We start from the raw sequence: 17,346 nt of genomic DNA, 5'->3' as shown, positions 1-17,346 counted from the left end.
TATGTTACTTAACGTCTTGAACACAATAGGTTGCTAACATTAAAGCATAAAAAAAGGGGCTAAACAGCCCCTTTTTATACTATCCAGTAATTATCTGGATGAAAGATTAGCAATTACGCGTCTTTAGACTCGTCAGCTGCAGGTGCTGCTGATTCCATTGCTTCTTTAATACTTAGACGTACACGGCCTTGACGGTCTACTTCTAGTACTTTAACTTTAACTTCTTGACCTTCGCTAAGGTGATCAGCAACGTTGTTAACACGCTCAGAGCTGATTTGTGAGATATGCACTAGGCCATCTTTACCAGGAAGAATGTTTACAAACGCACCGAAATCAACGATACGTACCACTTTACCTTCGTAGATAGTACCTACTTCAAGCTCAGCAGTTAATTGCTCAATACGGCTAATTGCATTTGCTGCACTTTCACCGTCTGTAGCAGCAATCTTGATTGTGCCATCATCACCGATTTCAATCGTAGTACCTGTTTCTTCAGTAAGCTGACGGATAGTTGCGCCACCTTTACCGATAACTTCTGCGATTTTCTTCTGTGGGATTTGCATCGTGTAAATACGCGGTGCAAACATAGATAACTCTTCAGAAGGTGCAGAAATCGCTTCGTCCATTACGCCTAGAATGTGTAAACGAGCTGCTTTAGCTTGCTTAAGCGCGATTTGCATGATTTCTTGCGTGATACCTTCAATTTTGATATCCATTTGTAGAGCAGTGATACCGTTAGTTGTACCCGCTACTTTAAAGTCCATGTCACCTAAGTGATCTTCATCACCTAAGATATCTGAAAGTACTACAAAGTTTTCTTCTTCTTTAACTAGGCCCATCGCGATACCCGCAACAGAAGCTTTAATTGGAACACCTGCGTTCATAAGCGCTAGAGACGTACCACAAACCGATGCCATTGAAGATGAACCATTTGATTCAGTAATTTCAGATACAACACGAATTGAGTAAGGGAACTCAGTTAATGTTGGCATTACAGCTTGGATACCACGCTTAGCTAGGTTACCGTGGCCGATTTCACGACGCTTAGGAGAACCTACAAAACCTGTTTCACCTACACAGAATGGAGGGAAGTTGTAGTTAAGCATAAAGTGGTTTTTGTGCGTGCCAGTTAAATCATCGATTAACTGTGAGTCACGTTCTGTACCAAGTGTTGCTGTTACTAATGCTTGCGTTTCACCACGTGTAAAGATTGCAGAACCGTGAGTACGTGGAAGTACGCCCGTCATTACATCTAGTGCACGGATCATATCTGGTTCACGACCATCGATACGTTTTTCGCCAGCAGCGATACGGCCACGAACGATTTTCTTCTCAAGTGAACCGAATACTTTACCTACTTCTTGCTTATCAAGCGTTTCGCCTTCAGCAAGTTCGCTAGTAAGCGCTTCAACTACGGCATCTTTTGCTGCAGTTAATGCTTCTTTACGCGCTACTTTATCAGTAATACGGTAAGCTTCGCCTACTTTATCAGCAGCAAGTGTTGCTACTTTCTCTTCTAATGCAACGTTTTTCTCAGGTGCAGTCCAATCCCAAGTAGGCTTGCCTGCTTCTGCTTTAAATTCGTTGATTGCCTTGATGATAGACTGTGATTGCTCATGGCCGTATACAACCGCGCCTAGCATTACGTCTTCAGCAAGTACGTCTGCTTCTGATTCAACCATAAGTACGGCGTTATCAGTGCCAGCAACAACTAAATCAAGTTGGCTTTCTTCAAGCTCTTTTAGTGTTGGGTTAAGTACGTATTCACCGTTGATGTAACCAACACGTGATGCACCAATTGGACCGCTGAACGGGATACCAGAGATAGCAAGTGCTGCTGATGTACCAATCATCGCAACCATATCAGGTTGGATTTCAGGGTTTACAGAAACAACAGTCGCGATAACTTGTACTTCGTTTACGAAACCATTTGGAAAAAGTGGACGAATTGGACGATCAATAAGACGTGCAATTAGCGTTTCGCCATCGTTAGGACGACCTTCACGCTTAAGGAAACCACCTGGGATACGACCTGCAGCGTACATACGCTCTTGGTAGTTAACTGTTAGTGGGAAAAAGTCTTGGCCTGGTTGAGCTTCACGCTTACCAACAACCGTTACGAGTACTGACGTGTCGCCAATGCTTGCTAGTACTGCGCCGTCTGCTTGACGAGCGATAGCACCTGTTTCTAGCGTCACTGTGTGTTGACCTAGTTGAAATTCTTTTATAATTGCTTGCACTTAAAATATTCCTTAAATGTATTTTTAGTATTAATTAAGTTTTCATCAAAGTACCAATTACAGTACATAATTGTATTCAGTTGGAAATCAATTAAGTACTACAATTGGCAATGATGTAAATAACCGTAGATAAACCTTTTTATCTACGCGCCATAGTATATAACAAAGTCAGGTAAAATTGCGAGCTTAGTACCGAGATAAAATAGTGCTTGCAGCAATGTCAAAAACATTCGCTTTGTGAAAGATAATAGTATGGCTTTTATTCGATATTTCAAGGGGTTTACTGAGAAGTACTGGGGAAAGCGAGAAAATTCAGACACAAAAAAAGGAGCTAAAAAGCTCCCTTTTTGATAATCAAGTTCTTAGCGACGTAGGCCAAGCTCTTTGATTAACGCAGTGTAACGCGAGATATCTTTACCTTTAAGGTAATCAAGCAGTTTACGGCGAGTGCTTACTTTACGAAGCAGACCACGACGTGAGTGGAAGTCATGCTTGTGATCAGCAAAGTGACCTTGAAGCTTGTTGATATCAAAAGTAAGTAATGCTACTTGTACTTCAGGTGAACCAGTGTCGCCTTCAGCGCGTGCGAATTTAGCAATGATATCGATTTTTTCTTGATTGCTTAGTGACATAATAACTCCAAAAGTTAAATTTAATAGGTGCTTTAGCCGATCACTAATTCAGCCAAAACGATTAAGCGGGCGTATTCTACCAATTATCAGCATAACTACAAGTTAAACTTTACTCTGGTTGCTGATTAGACAAGCCACGTTTTGATTTTAGATGGCCATCAGGATTACGTTCACCAGTACCAATAAAAATTCCGTCAGCCAGAACTTTTATTGCACCTTCAGGTAATTCTTTACCTAGCACCACAGCTTGACCATGGCTAAATGCTATTCCCTGCTCTTTAGTAATTTCCACAACAGGTAAATCAACTAACGCGGTATCCATTGGCAATAATAGTTCGTCAAGGTAAGTAGAAGGCGCAACGTCTTGTTCTTTCGCTTGATTTAATAACGTTTCTAACTGCTCAAGTGTGACCATTTTATCTGCTGGGTAATACCCTACAGCACTACGATGCAGCATAATCACATGCGCGCCGCAGCCAAGGTTTTCACCTAAGTCATCAACAATAGTACGAATATACGTGCCTTTAGATACATGGGCAGTCATTTGGATTTCGTTGTTTTGCTCATCAAACTCATCAAGCGTTAAGCTAAATACGTTAATTTTTCGACACTTACGAGGGACTTCTATGCCTTCGCGCGCGTATTTATATAAAGGCTTGCCTTCATATTTAAGCGCTGAGTACATTGATGGGTATTGATCTGACTCACCTAAAAATTTAGCAATTTCCTGTGTAAGCAGTTCAGCAGTAACATTAACATCACGCGTTTCGACCACTTCACCATCAGAGTCTGACGTGGTAGTACGCTCACCCAGTTTTGCTCGCACAACATAGGTTTTATCTGTATCGAGTAAAAACTGGGTAAACTTAGTGGCTTCACCAAAACAAATAGGCAGCATACCGGTCGCAAGCGGATCGAGCGCACCAGTGTGCCCTGCTTTTTGAGCAAAATAAATACCTTTCGCTTGCTGCAGTGCTTTGTTTGATGAAATACCTTCTGGTTTGTTTAACAACAAAATACCATCAACTGGACGGCCTTTACTGCGTCTTGCCATCAGTCTTTAGTGCCTTCTTCGCTATCTGTTTCATCATCAACATGCTTAGCATTATCTTCACGAATGATAGAGTCCACTAAGTTAGAGATTCGCATCCCTTCCATTAATGAATTATCAACCACAAATTTGAGCTCAGGCATGATACGCGCACGAATACGTTTACCTAGCAACGAGCGGATATAACCGGTTGCTTCGTTAAGTACTTTGGCACTTTGTTTGGCTGCATTTTCATCTTCAGTGTTAAACACGGTGATAAAAACTTTGGCATAAGATAAATCGCGCGATACTTCTACCGCAGACACTGTCACCATGCCCAAGCGTGGATCTTTAATTTCGCGTTGTAAAATCACCGCAATTTCTTTTTGAATTTGCTGAGCAACACGATCAGTGCGAGAAAATTCTCTCATTTCACTTTCCTAAAATTATAACTTATTGAAAAATAATAATAAGCTAACTAAATAATGGATACACAAATGGGGGCTGAGCCCCCATTTAAAATCTTAGCATAGATTATGTTGGGCTATCGAGGTACAACCTTGAATGTCCAACACCACCTAATAACAATTAAAGAGTACGTTGTACTTCAACTGTTTCAAATACTTCGATTTGGTCACCAACGCGAACATCATTGTAGTTCTTAACGCCGATACCACATTCCATGCCGTTACGAACATCAGCAACGTCATCTTTAAAGCGACGTAATGACTCAAGCTCGCCTTCGTAAATAACCACGTTATCACGAAGTACACGAATTGGTGCGCTACGCTTGATAGTACCTTCAGTAACCATACAACCGGCAATTGCACCAATTTTTGGAGACTTAAATACGTCACGTACTTCAGCAAGACCAATGATCTCTTGTTTAAACTCAGGAGCAAGCATACCAGACATGGCTTGCTTAACTTCTTCGATTAGCGCGTAGATTACGCTGTAGTAACGAAGATCTAGGTTTTCAGAGTCAATCACTTTACGCGCTGATGCATCAGCACGAACGTTAAAGCCAACCACAATCGCGTTAGACGCTGCCGCAAGAGTTGCATCAGTTTCAGTGATACCACCAACACCAGAACCAACAATCTTCACTTTTACTTCATCAGTAGAAAGCTTAGTTAGTGAGTCTGAAATTGCTTCGATTGAACCTTGAACGTCTGCTTTAAGTACCACGTTAACTTCAGATACGTCGCCTTCAGTCATGTTCGTAAACATGTTTTCAAGCTTCGCTTTTTGTTGACGCGCTAGTTTAACATCGCGGAATTTACCTTGACGGTAAAGTGCAACTTCACGTGCTTTACGCTCATCTTTAACTACAGTTGCTTCATCACCGGCAGCTGGAATACCAGACAGACCTAAAATCTCAACTGGAATAGAAGGACCGGCAGACTTAATGTCTTTACCGTTTTCATCGCGCATTGCACGAACACGGCCGTATTCAAGACCACATAATACAATGTCACCTTGATTAAGCGTACCTGACTGAACAAGGATAGACGCAACAGGACCACGGCCTTTATCTAGACGTGATTCAATAACAACACCTGCAGCCATACCTTCGGTCGGCGCATTTAACTCTAAAAGCTCAGATTGCATTAATACAGCTTCTAGCAGGTCATCAATACCTAAACCAGTTTTTGCTGAGATGTGCACGTACTGTGTATCGCCGCCCCACTCTTCTGGGATAACGTCTAGCTGAGCTAGTTCGTTTTTAACACGATCTGGATCTGCGCCTTCTTTATCCATTTTGTTAACAGCAATAATTAAAGGAACGCCAGCTGCGCGAGCATGCTGTACCGCTTCTTTAGTTTGTGGCATTACGCCATCATCAGCTGCAACTACTAGGATCACGATATCAGTCGCTTTTGCACCACGAGCACGCATTGATGTAAATGCGGCGTGACCCGGAGTATCTAAGAAAGTGATCATGTTGCCGTTAGTTTCAACGTGGTATGCACCAATGTGCTGTGTAATACCACCGGCTTCGCCTGATGCAACTTTAGCTGAACGAATGTAATCAAGCGTCGATGTTTTACCGTGGTCAACGTGACCCATAACAGTTACTACTGGCGCACGTGGCTCTGACTTACCATCTTCATGGCGGTCATTAAGTACTGTTTGCTCTAATTCGTTTTCTTTAACGATGATAACTTTATGGCCCATTTCTTCTGCTACAAGTTGCGCAGTTTCTTGGTCAATAACTTGGTTAATAGTAACCATGTCACCCATTTTCATCATAGTTTTTACAACTTCAGCACCTTTAACCGCCATGCGTGATGCAAGCTCAGCAACTGTAATTGTTTCACTAATACGCACTTCGTTTTTAACATCAGCCGTTGGTTTTTGGAAACCGTGCTGTAATGACGCTGGCGCTTTTAGCTTACCTTTTTTACCTTTAGACGCTGCAAATTTATCTTTTGCTGGCGCTTTTTTCTTTTTCTTCGCACGGCGAGAGCCTTGCTCTTCGCGAGCATCAGCTACATCTTCTGCTTCACGTGCGTATGTTGAAGTCGTAAGGTGGTGATCCGCGGTTTCTTCGCGTTTCTTACGTTCTTCTTCTTCTTTCTTCCAGCGTGCTGAGTTCTCTTCAGCTAGCTTTCTTGCCTCTTCTGCTTGACGTTTCGCTTCTTCTTCAGCTTTCTTCAATGCGGCCTCTTCTGCTTCTTTTTGCAGACGCTCAGCTTCGATGCGATCTTTCTCAGACTTAGCACTTTGCTCAGGGGTCATCTGCTGTTGTTTCGCTTTACGCTCAGCATCTGCTTTGCGTTTAGCTTCTTCTTTGGCTTTACGATCAGCGTCTTCTTTTGCTTTACGTTCTGCCTCTTGTTTTGCCTTTAATTCAGCAGCGGCTTGTTCAGCTTTTTGCTGCTCTTCAAGACGTGCTTTTTCTTCAGCGGCTAGACGTTGCTGTTCTTGCTCTTGCTCAACGGCACTTTTTTTCACATAAGTGCGTGTTTTACGAACTTCAACTTGCACAGCTTTTGCTTTACCCGTAGAGCCCGTCACACTTAATGTGCTTTTGCTCTTACGTTGCAATGTCATGCGAGCAGGGCCTTCAGAGCCCGTGCCACCATGTTGCTTGCTTAGGTGATCAAGTAACGTCGCTTTTTCAGCTTCAGTTACATTATCGCCTGCTTGTTTAGTAATACCGGCTTGTGAAAACTGCTGTAGTAATTTATCAACAGTTGTACCTATATCACCGGCTAGTTTTTCAACATTTACTTCTGCCATAGTCTCTAATACCTCCGATAATAAATTACTCGTCTGCAAACCAACAAATATTACGTGCAGCCATAATTAGCTCGCCCGCTTTCTCTGAAGATAGCTCTGTAATATCTACAAGCTCATCAATGCCTTGCTCAGCTAAGTCTTCAAGTGTTACTACACCCTTACTTGCCATAACAAATGCTAAATGACGCTCTAAGCCTTCTAGCGCAAGTAAGTCTTCAGCAGGCTCAGCGCCTTCTAAGCTTTCTTCCGTTTTAAGCGCTTTCGTTGTTAATGCATCTTTTGCACGTGAACGTAATACGTCCACTGTTTCTTCATCTAAGCCGTCGATTTCTAAAAACTCTGAAGCCGGAACATAAGCAACTTCTTCAAGTGTTGAGAAACCTTCGTTGATAAGTAATGATGCAAATTCGTCATCAATATCTAAGTTTTCAGTAAATAAGTTAATTAACTTATCTGACTCAGCTTCGTTCTTAGCGCGCATTTCATCAACGGTCATTACGTTTAATTCCCAGCCAGTTAATTGGCTTGCTAAACGTACGTTTTGACCATTACGACCAATAGCTTGTGCTAAGTTATCAGCTTCAACAGCAATATCCATTGAGTGTGTATCTTCATCCATTACGATTGAAGCCACTTCTGCTGGTGCCATTGCGTTAATAACAAACTGTGCAGGGTTGTCATCGTAAAGTACGATATCAACACGCTCACCGCCAAGTTCTGACGATACCGCTTGAACACGTGCGCCACGCATACCAACACACGCACCAACAGGGTCAATACGCTTATCGTTAGATTTAACCGCGATTTTAGCGCGTGAACCTGGATCACGTGCTGCAGCGCGTAATTCAATCATTTCTTCGCCAATTTCTGGCACCTCAATGCGGAATAATTCCATCAGCATTTCTGGTTTAGAACGGGTTACAAATAATTGTGCACCGCGTGCTTCAGGCTTCACTTCATATAAAAGACCGCGGATACGATCACCCGGGCGGAAGTTTTCACGTGGCAGCATGTCGTCACGATAAATAACCGCTTCTGCGTTGTTACCTAAATCAAGTACGATTGCATCACGGGTTGCTTTTTTAACAACACCTGTTACCAGCTCGCCTTCTTGATCTTTATATGCTTCAACGACTAAGGCGCGCTCTGCTTCACGTACTTTTTGTACGATCACTTGCTTAGCCATCTGTGTTGTTATGCGGTCAAATTTAATTGATTCAATCTGCTCTTCTACGTAGTCGCCCATTTTCAAGTCAGGTTCTTCAACTTGAGCAGCTTCTAACGTGATTTCGCTGTATGGATTCTCTAAAGAACCATCTTCTAAAACTTCAGCTATTTGCCAGCGACGGAAGGTATCGTAATCGCCGGTTTTACGGTCAATTGCAACACGTACATCAATTTCACCATCATGCTTTTTCTTTGTCGCTGTCGCTAATGCGAACTCTAGAGCTTCAAAAATCTTTTCTTTTGGAACCGCTTTCTCATTGGAAACGGCTTCAGCAACCAATAATATTTCTTTTGCCATGGGTAATGCCTCGCTTGCCCTATTCCTTCGCACTCGAATTAAAACTTTGCGATTATGTTCGCACGTTCAATGTTACTAAGCATGATTAAATGCTCCGCACCATCGCTAGATAGTGTGATCATATCGCTGCTAACTGCTATTAAGTCGCCTTTAAAATTACGGCGACCATCTTGTGGAAGCTTTGTACGCACGCGTACTTCCTCTCCTTGCGCCTGCTCGTAGTGATCTTGTTTGAATAATGGACGATCAACACCAGGAGACGACACTTCCAAATCGTATTCGTTTGTAATTGGGTCTTCGACGTCTAAAATCGCACTAATTTGACGACTTGCATCGGCGCAGTTGTCAACTGAAATCCCATCCTCATGAGCAATGTATACTCTTAAGGTAGAATGGCGACCCGCTTGTACAAACTCAAGCCCATGTAATTCAAAGCCTAACATTTCTACCGCAGGCGTTAACATGGTTACTAAATCTTGTTCAAGTTTTGTCACGAAAATCCTCCATACAAACAAAAAAAGGGCTTATAGCCCTAAAATACTGAGTTTAAATTTTGATTTAATCGATAAACATTAAATCAAACGGTGCAGATACAACAACGCCCCGAACCAAGCGGGGCGTCACACCAAAAAACGCAAAACTGTGTGGCCTAGGGCCAAGCTTGGTTGCGAGTCAGTACCCTGACCAAATTAAACTTCATTAGCTTAAACGCAAAACGCGCATTACTTAGAATGCGCGATATAAAGTAGTAAGCATAAACCTACTATTAAGATTGGTTGCGGGAGCCGGATTTGAACCAACGACCTTCGGGTTATGAGCCCGACGAGCTACCAGACTGCTCCATCCCGCGCCAATAGATAAAAAGTTAATAACTTAATATCGCTGTTAGTAAATTTTATAACCTACTAAACAATGGCCACTATTATAAAGATGTACACCTAAATTAGCAACCACAATAAGTAATAAGTTGATAAAAAAAGCAATGCGGTTTATTGCTTTGCTCTATGATTAAAACGATATGTAGAAATCGATCGCTTTTTAAAATACAGCGTATAAAAATAATTTTGGCTCATTATGAAAAAATACAAAACCTTAAAACTAATTTTAGGTGACCAGCTAAACCCCGCTCATTCTTGGTTTAAAGATAAATCCGATGACACCGTATTTGTTATTGCCGAGCTCATGCAAGAAGCGCAGTACGTAAAGCATCACGTGCAAAAAATATCAGCCTTTTTTAAAGCCATGGAAAACTTCGCTAACGCCTTAAAAGATGCCGGCTTTAACGTGTTGCATTTAACGCTAGTTGACACCAAAGACGATGATGACTTACCCGCTCTTTTAACGCGTTTAGCCAAGCAGCATGAATGTACCTCTATTGAATATCAATACCCAGATGAGTACCGTTTAAAAACACAACTGCACGACTTTGCCACTAACAGCGAATTAGCTGTGACTGCCTGTGACAGCGAGCATTTTTTATTAGCATTTAACGATATAGACAAACGCTTTAAAAAAGATAAACACGTCACTATGGAGCATTTTTATCGGGCAATGCGAAAGCAGTTTGATATTTTAATGGACGATGACAAACCTCATGGCGGTCAATGGAATTTTGATGCGAATAACCGTAATAAGTTTTCAAAAAGCGATTTAGCCGATATCCCCAAACCCAAATTATTTAAAAATGATGTTAGCACCATCATTGAGCGTTTAGATAAACATAAAATAAAATACTTTGGGCAAATAGAAACCCAATTAAGCTGGCCAACAACCCGTAAACAAGCAATAAGCGCACTTGATCACTTTTGTGCACATTTACTCCCCCGCTTTGGTCAATTTCAAGATGCGATGACAGATCAATGCCCTGATAAAGATACCTTTTATCACAGCCGGTTATCATTTGCGTTAAATGCCAAAATTTTACACCCTCGCTATGTTATCGACCGTGTGGTCAAAGAATACCAACAACGCCAAGATGAAATATCTATTTCTCAGGTTGAAGGCTTTATTCGTCAAGTACTGGGTTGGCGCGAATATGTGCGTGGCGTGTATTGGAAAAACATGCCCGATTACGCTAACAAAAACCAGCTTAATGCAACCCGTGCACTGCCACGATATTTTTGGAATGGTAAAACAAAAATGAACTGCTTAAGCCACTCATTAACACAAAGCTTAGACAGCGCGTATGCCCATCATATTCAACGTTTAATGGTAATAGGTAATTTTTGTTTACTAACCGCTATTAACCCTGATGAAGTGGATGAATGGTATTTGGGTGTTTATATCGATGCTATTGAATGGGTAGAAATGCCTAACGCACGAGGGATGAGCCAATTTGCTGACGATGGCATCATTGCTACCAAGCCTTATGCGGCTAGCGGCAACTATATAAATAAAATGAGCGACTACTGTAAAAGCTGCCAATATAAGGTGAAAGAAAAAGTAGGAAAAGACGCTTGCCCGTTAAATAGCCTCTATTGGCAATTTATGCAAACACACCGAGAGCGGCTTGAAAAAAATCCACGGATAGGCATGGTTTATCGCAATTGGGATAAACAAGATGAATCATTGCGCCAAGAAACCTTAGAGCAAGCTAACAACTATTTAAATAATATTGAAAAGCTTTAAATATAAATGCCGTCAATTGACGGCAGCATTCTTGATAGTTAACATTAAAGTACCAAAATAGGTAATATTGTTAATTGAATGTTTAATTTATTTGTCATGTCAGTGTAATGAGCTTATTTTTTAATAGCACCTCTTACTCCAGACTATGATGAGAATAAAATGAAAAAACAATTAATGGCAGCGACACTTTTATTGCTCGGTACAAGCCAAGCTCAAGCTTTTAGTCAAGAAACTCACAAACGTATTGTTCTAGATGCCGTAAATTATATGCAGCAACACCCAGCCAGCACCGAATATGCTGCCCTACGTCAGTACGCTGCACAAAACAATCTGACAATCTCTGAATCAGCCGAGCTGCTGGGACAAGCTGCTTATGACGTAGATGACTTTGAAGACACCTTTTTATGTGGTGCTATTACAGGTTCATGTGTTCAAGCGCCAGTATGAGGAGCAGCGCAAAGTATAGTTAAATATACAAGCTATTGGCATTTTCAAAATCATACCCAAGGTGCAGACCAACATGGAAACGATTTTGGTGGTTATAATTATGAGAAGCTCACCGTTTGGGGCACTATTGATAATCTTGCATCTGCTTGGCTTAAAGGTGACTACTTTGATGATGGTAAAGGGGGGGAAACAGGTTGGTTCAATGCCGACTCTTCAAAATATAACAGTTATTGTGTAACAGAATCTCACTACAGAATCGATAGCAACTCAACCTATCGATAATTTAGGCCAATATTGGTATCAAAGTTACTTACAAAGCGGCAATCCGCAAGTATTAGGGTTTGTGTTCCATACTACTGATTTATTACAACCTCACCACACATGGACCACATCAGACCTTAACCACTCTAGCTGGGAAAGTTGGGTAAACGATTACTATGATCAAGAGCAGCTCAACGATTTATCACTCGTTACTCAAGCAATGCAAACGTTCTCGCCTTTAGATAAAAATAGCCAAGATGTTCGCCCATTATTAACTCAAGGCGGTTCATTTTTCTTATGCACAAGGTGGGATTGTACTCAACTCAGAAGATCATTTTGATCGCCTTTAGATAAAAATAGCCAAGATGTTCGCCCATTATTAACTCAAGGCGGTTCATTTTCTTATTCACAAGGTGGGATTGTACTCAACTCAGAAGATCATTTTGATCGCCTTAATATAGCTAAGCAAGTAGTGCCCCATGCAATAGCAATGGTGGTGCACTTATTAAACCACGCCATGGTTGCTCGCTAATGAAAAAAATGGCTATTTTAGTGATTACATTACTAGGGGCTTTTTACCACTCCCTAGTAATGGCCCCATTTACACAATACAGTAGTGATGAAGTTAACTTTATGCATCGTGCTTATTTAAAGCACAAACCTGAAATTACAATCAATGAAGTTAGAACTCGTCTGTATGAGAATCAGTTTTTGTTACAACAAGCAGCGCTAAAAACACCTGCAATAATAAAACGACAATCTGCCGTTGGTTTTAGCACTCAATACCATGTTGAACGTTACTTAAAAAATCTGTTCGATTCGCAATTAGCTATAAAGGCACAGTCAAGTCAGGTAAAGCTTGACACTTATGATAGCCAATGGCTTGAACACACATTAGGGCCGTACCCTAAAAATGGTCAATATGTGCAAAGCTTGATTAAAAAAATGCAGCAGATCGATTTAACCCCTATTTTGTATAACTCTATTAATTTATATGAATTTATCGATGCACTATCAATGCAGGTACGCTTTAAACTCCACAAAGGAGATAGTGAACTATTCAAAAGTGAATTAATAAAAAAACGGCAATTCAATATAGCGTTTTCAAAAGCCAAACCGATTTTGGCAAAACAGAATATTGATATTGAACATCTGTATGAAATAGCTAAAGGAGATATTTTGCGCCCCTCCATTCAAAGCTGGCTAGGTATAAATACAATGATGCATATGCAGAGCCCTGTTCTTGAAAAGCTAGAGAAACAAGTAACAAAAGCGAAATTAAAGCATTTTATCAAGCCAATAAATCGCAGTTTAAATTTTTAAGCCACTTAAAAGCCCATGGAGCTCAATTTGCTCATCGAGCCAATGCTGTAGGTTTTCGCACCTTGGCCGTTAACAAGACGCTAAAACAAGCATTAGTAATATCAGGAAAACAAGATATATATGCTCAATACAACAGTGAATGAAACCGTTCGATACCAAGCAACAAAGGCCATCGCAAAACAAAAAGCGGTACAACAGTATGAGGATACTTGGCTCAAGTGGCAAAATAAGACAGGAGTAATTTTATGAGCAAAAAAGTTTTCGTTTCTGTTGTTGTAGCTTGTGTTGGTATGTACGCACTTTTTACTCAATATACTAGTAAACCAACGATAAAGAATATTGATTCCCTTAACAAAGCTAAAAGTGTTAAGCAAATAACGTCACTTGAGCTGACTACTGCTGACATGACCCAAGAGCTAAAAAGCACGCAATTAAACACGGTTACAACTAACAAAACTAGCCCTCAGCCTTTGCCACCAATAACCTCTGTGGCCTATTTACCCAACATAGTAAAAAATACTCAGCCAGTTGCTCAGTACAGCGGTGATTTAAATAATCACCAGGCATATCAAGATTTCCACCTTGAACAGCAAAGACAGCTCGAACAACGTTTTGTTATTGCTGCACAAGCCAAAATATTAAAACTTGAAGACTTACTGGCTAAAGGCCGACAAAAAAAGCTTTCACAAGAACAACTGCAAGTTGCGATAGATAAAATTAACGCTTTAAAACAAATGCAAATAGATTTAAAAGACTAACAACGCAAAAAGCCGCCAAATGGCGGCTTTTCATAGGGAAAATACGTGTGCTATCTAAGCTATTTACTTTCTAGCATATTGCCTGAGCCAATTTCAATTTTTCGCGGCTTCAGCGCTTCTGGGATCTCACGTTCAAGGTCGATGCTTAGTAAGCCGTTAGCTAGGTCTGCACCAAGTACTTTAACGTGGTCGCCTAACTGGAACTTACGCTCAAAGTTACGCTCGGCAATCCCTTGATGAATAAATTTACGCTCATCATTTTGCTCTTTACCTGCTTTAGTGCCTGATACAACCAAAGTGTTGTTTTCAGATTGCAAGGTTAACTCGTCTTCACTAAATCCAGCGACTGCCATAGTGATACGGTACTTGTCTTTATCAAGCGCTTCGATGTTATAAGGAGGAAAACTTGGCTGCTTATCAGTTCGTGCAGCGGCATCCATTAATGATGCTAAATGATCGAAACCAATGAATGAACGGTATAGGGGTGATAAATCTACTGTACGCATAATAATATCCTCATATTTAAGCGATATATTGCTGCCACTTTTCGTTTGAACAAGTAACGGCAAAATTTAATTAATAATATAACTTTCAAATAGTTCTGTTTAAATGAAGACCCATCAGGCGTCCTCAAATAACTATTTATGGGCGGACAATTTTATTTCAAGATTTTTTTATAAAATATTTTTTATTTTTTTACAGGCCCTAAAAAAGCGAACACAATAATCGTTTTTTTGCACTGTAATAAATAATGAAATTAGTTACACTAGGGTCAACTAATTTGAGGAGAGCGTTATGTTAACAGTAATTTTTGGCCGTGAAGGCTGCCCTTTTTGTGTTCGCGCTAAAGATGTTGCAGAGCAACTTGCTAATGACCGCGATGATTTTAAATACCGCTACATCGACATCATTAAAGAAGGTATCAGTAAAGAAGATTTAGAAAAGTCTGCAGGCAAGCCATGTCCGACTGTGCCACAAATTTTTGTAGACCAAACTCATATTGGTGGATTCACTGAATTTGAAGCTTATGCTAAAGAAAACCTAGGCCTTTACCAGTAAATTTGTAGGTATATTGTTAACCAGCTTAATTAACGCACAACTTGAGCTGGTTAAATTTCGACCAACATCAACCACATATAAATTAGTTGTAATTTATACAAGCATTTGCCTCGTATTTCCTATACAATGCGCGCCTCTTTAAATTCGTTGAGGCGTATTAATGTCAGAACCAGTCACGTTTGAATCTCTAAATCTTTCTCCTGCAATTTTAAAGGCAGTTGAAGAGTTGGGTTACAAGACACCATCTGAAATCCAAGCTCAATGTATACCGTTATTGCTAGAAAGAAAGGACGTACTGGGACTAGCACAAACGGGTACAGGTAAAACAGCAGCATTTGCACTGCCATTACTAAATAATATTGACCCGTCTGTGAAACAGCCACAGATCCTTGTACTCACACCAACCCGTGAGCTTGCGATCCAAGTAGCTGAGGCATTTGAACAATATGCAAAACACACTCGTGGTGTTGAAGTACTGGCACTATATGGTGGCCAGAGCTATAGCATCCAGTTGAGCGCACTTCGTCGTGGCGCACAGATTATTGTTGCTACACCGGGTCGTTTAATCGATCACATAAACCGTGGCACTATCAAGTTTGATGCTTTACAAGCACTTGTACTTGATGAAGCCGATGAAATGCTACGTATGGGCTTTATCGATGATGTTGAAAACATCATGGAAAAAACGCCGCGTGAAAAGCAAACATGTCTTTTCTCTGCGACTATGCCTAAGCAAATTCAAAACATCAGCAGCAAATATATGAACAATCCTGAACAGGTTCATATTTCTGCACGCAACTCAACTGTATCGTCAGTAGAGCAAGTGTTTTGGAATGCACACGTACATAAAAACAAAGCCATTGTTCGTTTCTTAGAAGCTGAACAATATGAAGGTGCTATTGTTTTCGTACGTACACGTAACGATACAGTACAACTAGCTGAGTTATTAGAGCGCGAAGGTTTTTCTGCTGCGCCACTTAACGGTGACATGAACCAGCAAGCGCGTGAGCGCACAGTTGATCGTTTAAAAAGCGGCATGCTAAACGTTGTTATTGCAACAGACGTAGCGGCACGTGGTCTTGATGTAGACCGTTTAAGCTTAGTTATCAACTACGACATTCCACAAGATTCTGAAGCCTACGTTCACCGTATCGGCCGTACAGGTCGTGCTGGTCGTACTGGTAAAGCGATTCTTTTCGTTAAGCATAACGAGCGTTATTTACTTAAAAATATCATTCGTCATACTAAATCTGAAATCGCACAAGTTGAATTACCTACAGCTAAAGTTGTTGAAGAAAAACGTATCAATGCCTTACAAGAAAAGCTTACGCTTGCACTTGAAAACAAAGATATTACTTTCTTTAACGAAGTGGCTGCCAACATGGCACAAAAACTTGAGCTTGCTCCTGAAGACTTAGCGGGTGCATTACTGTGTTTAGCACAGCAACAATCACCAATTAAAGTTGAAGAAGTTAAGATTCAACCGCGTGAGCGTAACGAACGCAACCCTCGCAACGACCGTAATGATCGTGGTGACCGTGGTCGTCGTAACGAACGTGGCGGTGAGCGCGCTGAGCGTAAACCTCGCGAGCGTAATAGCCGTGATGCAGGTCCTATGGATACGTACCGTATCGAAGTAGGTCGTGAGCATGGTGTTCAGGTTAAGAACATTGTTGGTGCAATTGCTAACGAAGCAGACATTTCAAGCAAGTTTATTGGTGACATTCGTCTTCACGACAGTCACAGTACGGTACAATTACCGCAAAACATGCCTAAAGATGTACTTGATCACTTCCAAAAAGTGTTTATTTGTAAACGCCCAATGGGTATGACATTAACACAAGATCAAGGCCCTTCTGAGCCACGTGGCGAGCGTTCTGAACGCCCTGCTGGTGACAAGAAGCGTAGCTTTAATAAAGATGGCCAACGCCCTGATAAGCGTAGCGGCCCTCGTAAAGAACGTCGCCCAGTTAGCTTCACCGCTAAGTAAGCAACGACTCTTTAGTAAAAAACCTTGGCATGAAAGTGCCAAGGTTTTTTTGTGTCTGGAATTCAGGTATCAGGTCAGCTCAATTTTCATAACTCGCTAACTCGCAGCCAACTTTTATGAGCTTTAAAGTGCAGTGTACCTACACCCCTTTGTAAATAACCTGAACTCTGGATAATAAATCTATCTCAAGCAGCTATTTTCAGCGCT

General features: G+C 41.1%; 13 protein-coding genes, 1 tRNA gene and 1 pseudogene. 6 read left to right on the top strand and 9 right to left on the bottom strand.

Annotated features, from left to right (window positions below; genetic code table 11):
* Positions 1-113: 113 nt before the first annotated feature.
* The 8 genes from pnp to QMA00_RS14210 form a co-directional block, all read right to left on the bottom strand.
* Positions 114-2,240, bottom strand: coding sequence for a polyribonucleotide nucleotidyltransferase (pnp, locus tag QMA00_RS14245; RefSeq protein WP_262976840.1), 2,127 nt, complete (start codon positions 2,238-2,240; stop codon positions 114-116).
* A 362-nt stretch (positions 2,241-2,602) separates the two neighbouring features.
* Positions 2,603-2,872, bottom strand: a complete 270-nt coding sequence (gene rpsO, locus QMA00_RS14240; RefSeq protein WP_006793376.1) for a 30S ribosomal protein S15 — start codon at positions 2,870-2,872, stop codon at positions 2,603-2,605.
* Positions 2,873-2,981: 109 nt separating this feature from the next.
* Positions 2,982-3,926, bottom strand: a complete 945-nt coding sequence (truB, locus tag QMA00_RS14235) for a tRNA pseudouridine(55) synthase TruB (RefSeq protein ID WP_076921568.1) — start codon at positions 3,924-3,926, stop codon at positions 2,982-2,984.
* The gene (gene rbfA, locus QMA00_RS14230; RefSeq protein ID WP_008467148.1) at positions 3,926-4,333 is read right to left on the bottom strand and encodes a 30S ribosome-binding factor RbfA; all 408 of its coding nucleotides are present in this window, start codon (positions 4,331-4,333) and stop codon (positions 3,926-3,928) included. Before rbfA ends, truB begins: the two co-directional genes overlap by 1 nt.
* A 157-nt stretch (positions 4,334-4,490) precedes the next feature.
* Positions 4,491-7,148, bottom strand: a complete 2,658-nt coding sequence (infB, locus tag QMA00_RS14225) for a translation initiation factor IF-2 (protein WP_013464536.1) — start codon at positions 7,146-7,148, stop codon at positions 4,491-4,493.
* Positions 7,149-7,173: 25 nt separating this feature from the next.
* Positions 7,174-8,673, bottom strand: a complete 1,500-nt coding sequence (gene nusA / locus QMA00_RS14220) for a transcription termination factor NusA (protein ID WP_013464535.1) — start codon at positions 8,671-8,673, stop codon at positions 7,174-7,176.
* Positions 8,674-8,711: 38 nt separating this feature from the next.
* On the bottom strand, positions 8,712-9,167 hold the full coding sequence (rimP, locus tag QMA00_RS14215) for a ribosome maturation factor RimP (RefSeq protein ID WP_008114543.1): 456 nt from the start codon (positions 9,165-9,167) through the stop codon (positions 8,712-8,714).
* Between the two features lie 279 nt (positions 9,168-9,446).
* Positions 9,447-9,523: transfer RNA gene (locus QMA00_RS14210), tRNA-Met, on the bottom strand.
* A 224-nt stretch (positions 9,524-9,747) separates the two neighbouring features.
* Here QMA00_RS14210 and QMA00_RS14205 point away from each other — a divergent pair.
* The 4 genes and pseudogenes from QMA00_RS14205 to QMA00_RS14190 all read left to right on the top strand — a co-directional run bounded on the left by QMA00_RS14205 (position 9,748) and on the right by QMA00_RS14190 (position 14,090).
* Positions 9,748-11,301, top strand: coding sequence for a cryptochrome/photolyase family protein (locus QMA00_RS14205; protein WP_076921566.1), 1,554 nt, complete (start codon positions 9,748-9,750; stop codon positions 11,299-11,301).
* Between the two features lie 159 nt (positions 11,302-11,460).
* Positions 11,461-12,541: pseudogene (locus QMA00_RS14200) on the top strand (phospholipase).
* Positions 12,541-13,332, top strand: coding sequence for a hypothetical protein (locus QMA00_RS14195; protein ID WP_254843638.1), 792 nt, complete (start codon positions 12,541-12,543; stop codon positions 13,330-13,332). The pseudogene QMA00_RS14200 and the gene QMA00_RS14195 overlap by 1 nt, the downstream one beginning before the upstream one ends.
* 245 nt (positions 13,333-13,577) lie before the next feature.
* Positions 13,578-14,090 carry a hypothetical protein gene (locus QMA00_RS14190; protein ID WP_008467446.1) on the top strand — a complete coding sequence of 171 codons (513 nt, stop codon included), beginning with the start codon at positions 13,578-13,580 and terminating at the stop codon, positions 14,088-14,090.
* A 59-nt stretch (positions 14,091-14,149) separates the two neighbouring features.
* Here the strand turns inward: QMA00_RS14190 and QMA00_RS14185 are convergent, their stop codons facing one another.
* Positions 14,150-14,596 (bottom strand): Hsp20 family protein, encoded by a 447-nt coding sequence (locus tag QMA00_RS14185; protein WP_008114537.1) that lies wholly within the window; start codon positions 14,594-14,596, stop codon positions 14,150-14,152.
* 289 nt (positions 14,597-14,885) lie between these two features.
* On the opposite strand from QMA00_RS14185, the gene QMA00_RS14180 reads away from it, so the two are divergent.
* Together QMA00_RS14180 and QMA00_RS14175 are read left to right on the top strand one after the other, a co-directional pair.
* Positions 14,886-15,149 carry a GrxA family glutaredoxin gene (locus QMA00_RS14180; protein ID WP_008114535.1) on the top strand — a complete coding sequence of 88 codons (264 nt, stop codon included), beginning with the start codon at positions 14,886-14,888 and terminating at the stop codon, positions 15,147-15,149.
* 160 nt (positions 15,150-15,309) lie between these two features.
* Positions 15,310-17,139 carry a DEAD/DEAH box helicase gene (locus QMA00_RS14175; RefSeq protein ID WP_054202149.1) on the top strand — a complete coding sequence of 610 codons (1,830 nt, stop codon included), beginning with the start codon at positions 15,310-15,312 and terminating at the stop codon, positions 17,137-17,139.
* The last annotated feature ends 207 nt before the right edge of the window (positions 17,140-17,346 follow it).

It is taken from the genome of Pseudoalteromonas sp. APC 3694, from assembly GCF_030407565.1.
Classification (GTDB): Bacteria; Pseudomonadota; Gammaproteobacteria; order Enterobacterales; family Alteromonadaceae; genus Pseudoalteromonas; species Pseudoalteromonas tetraodonis.
Note: the sequence above shows the minus strand (reverse complement) of the source record. Positions and strands in the feature narration are given on the sequence as shown.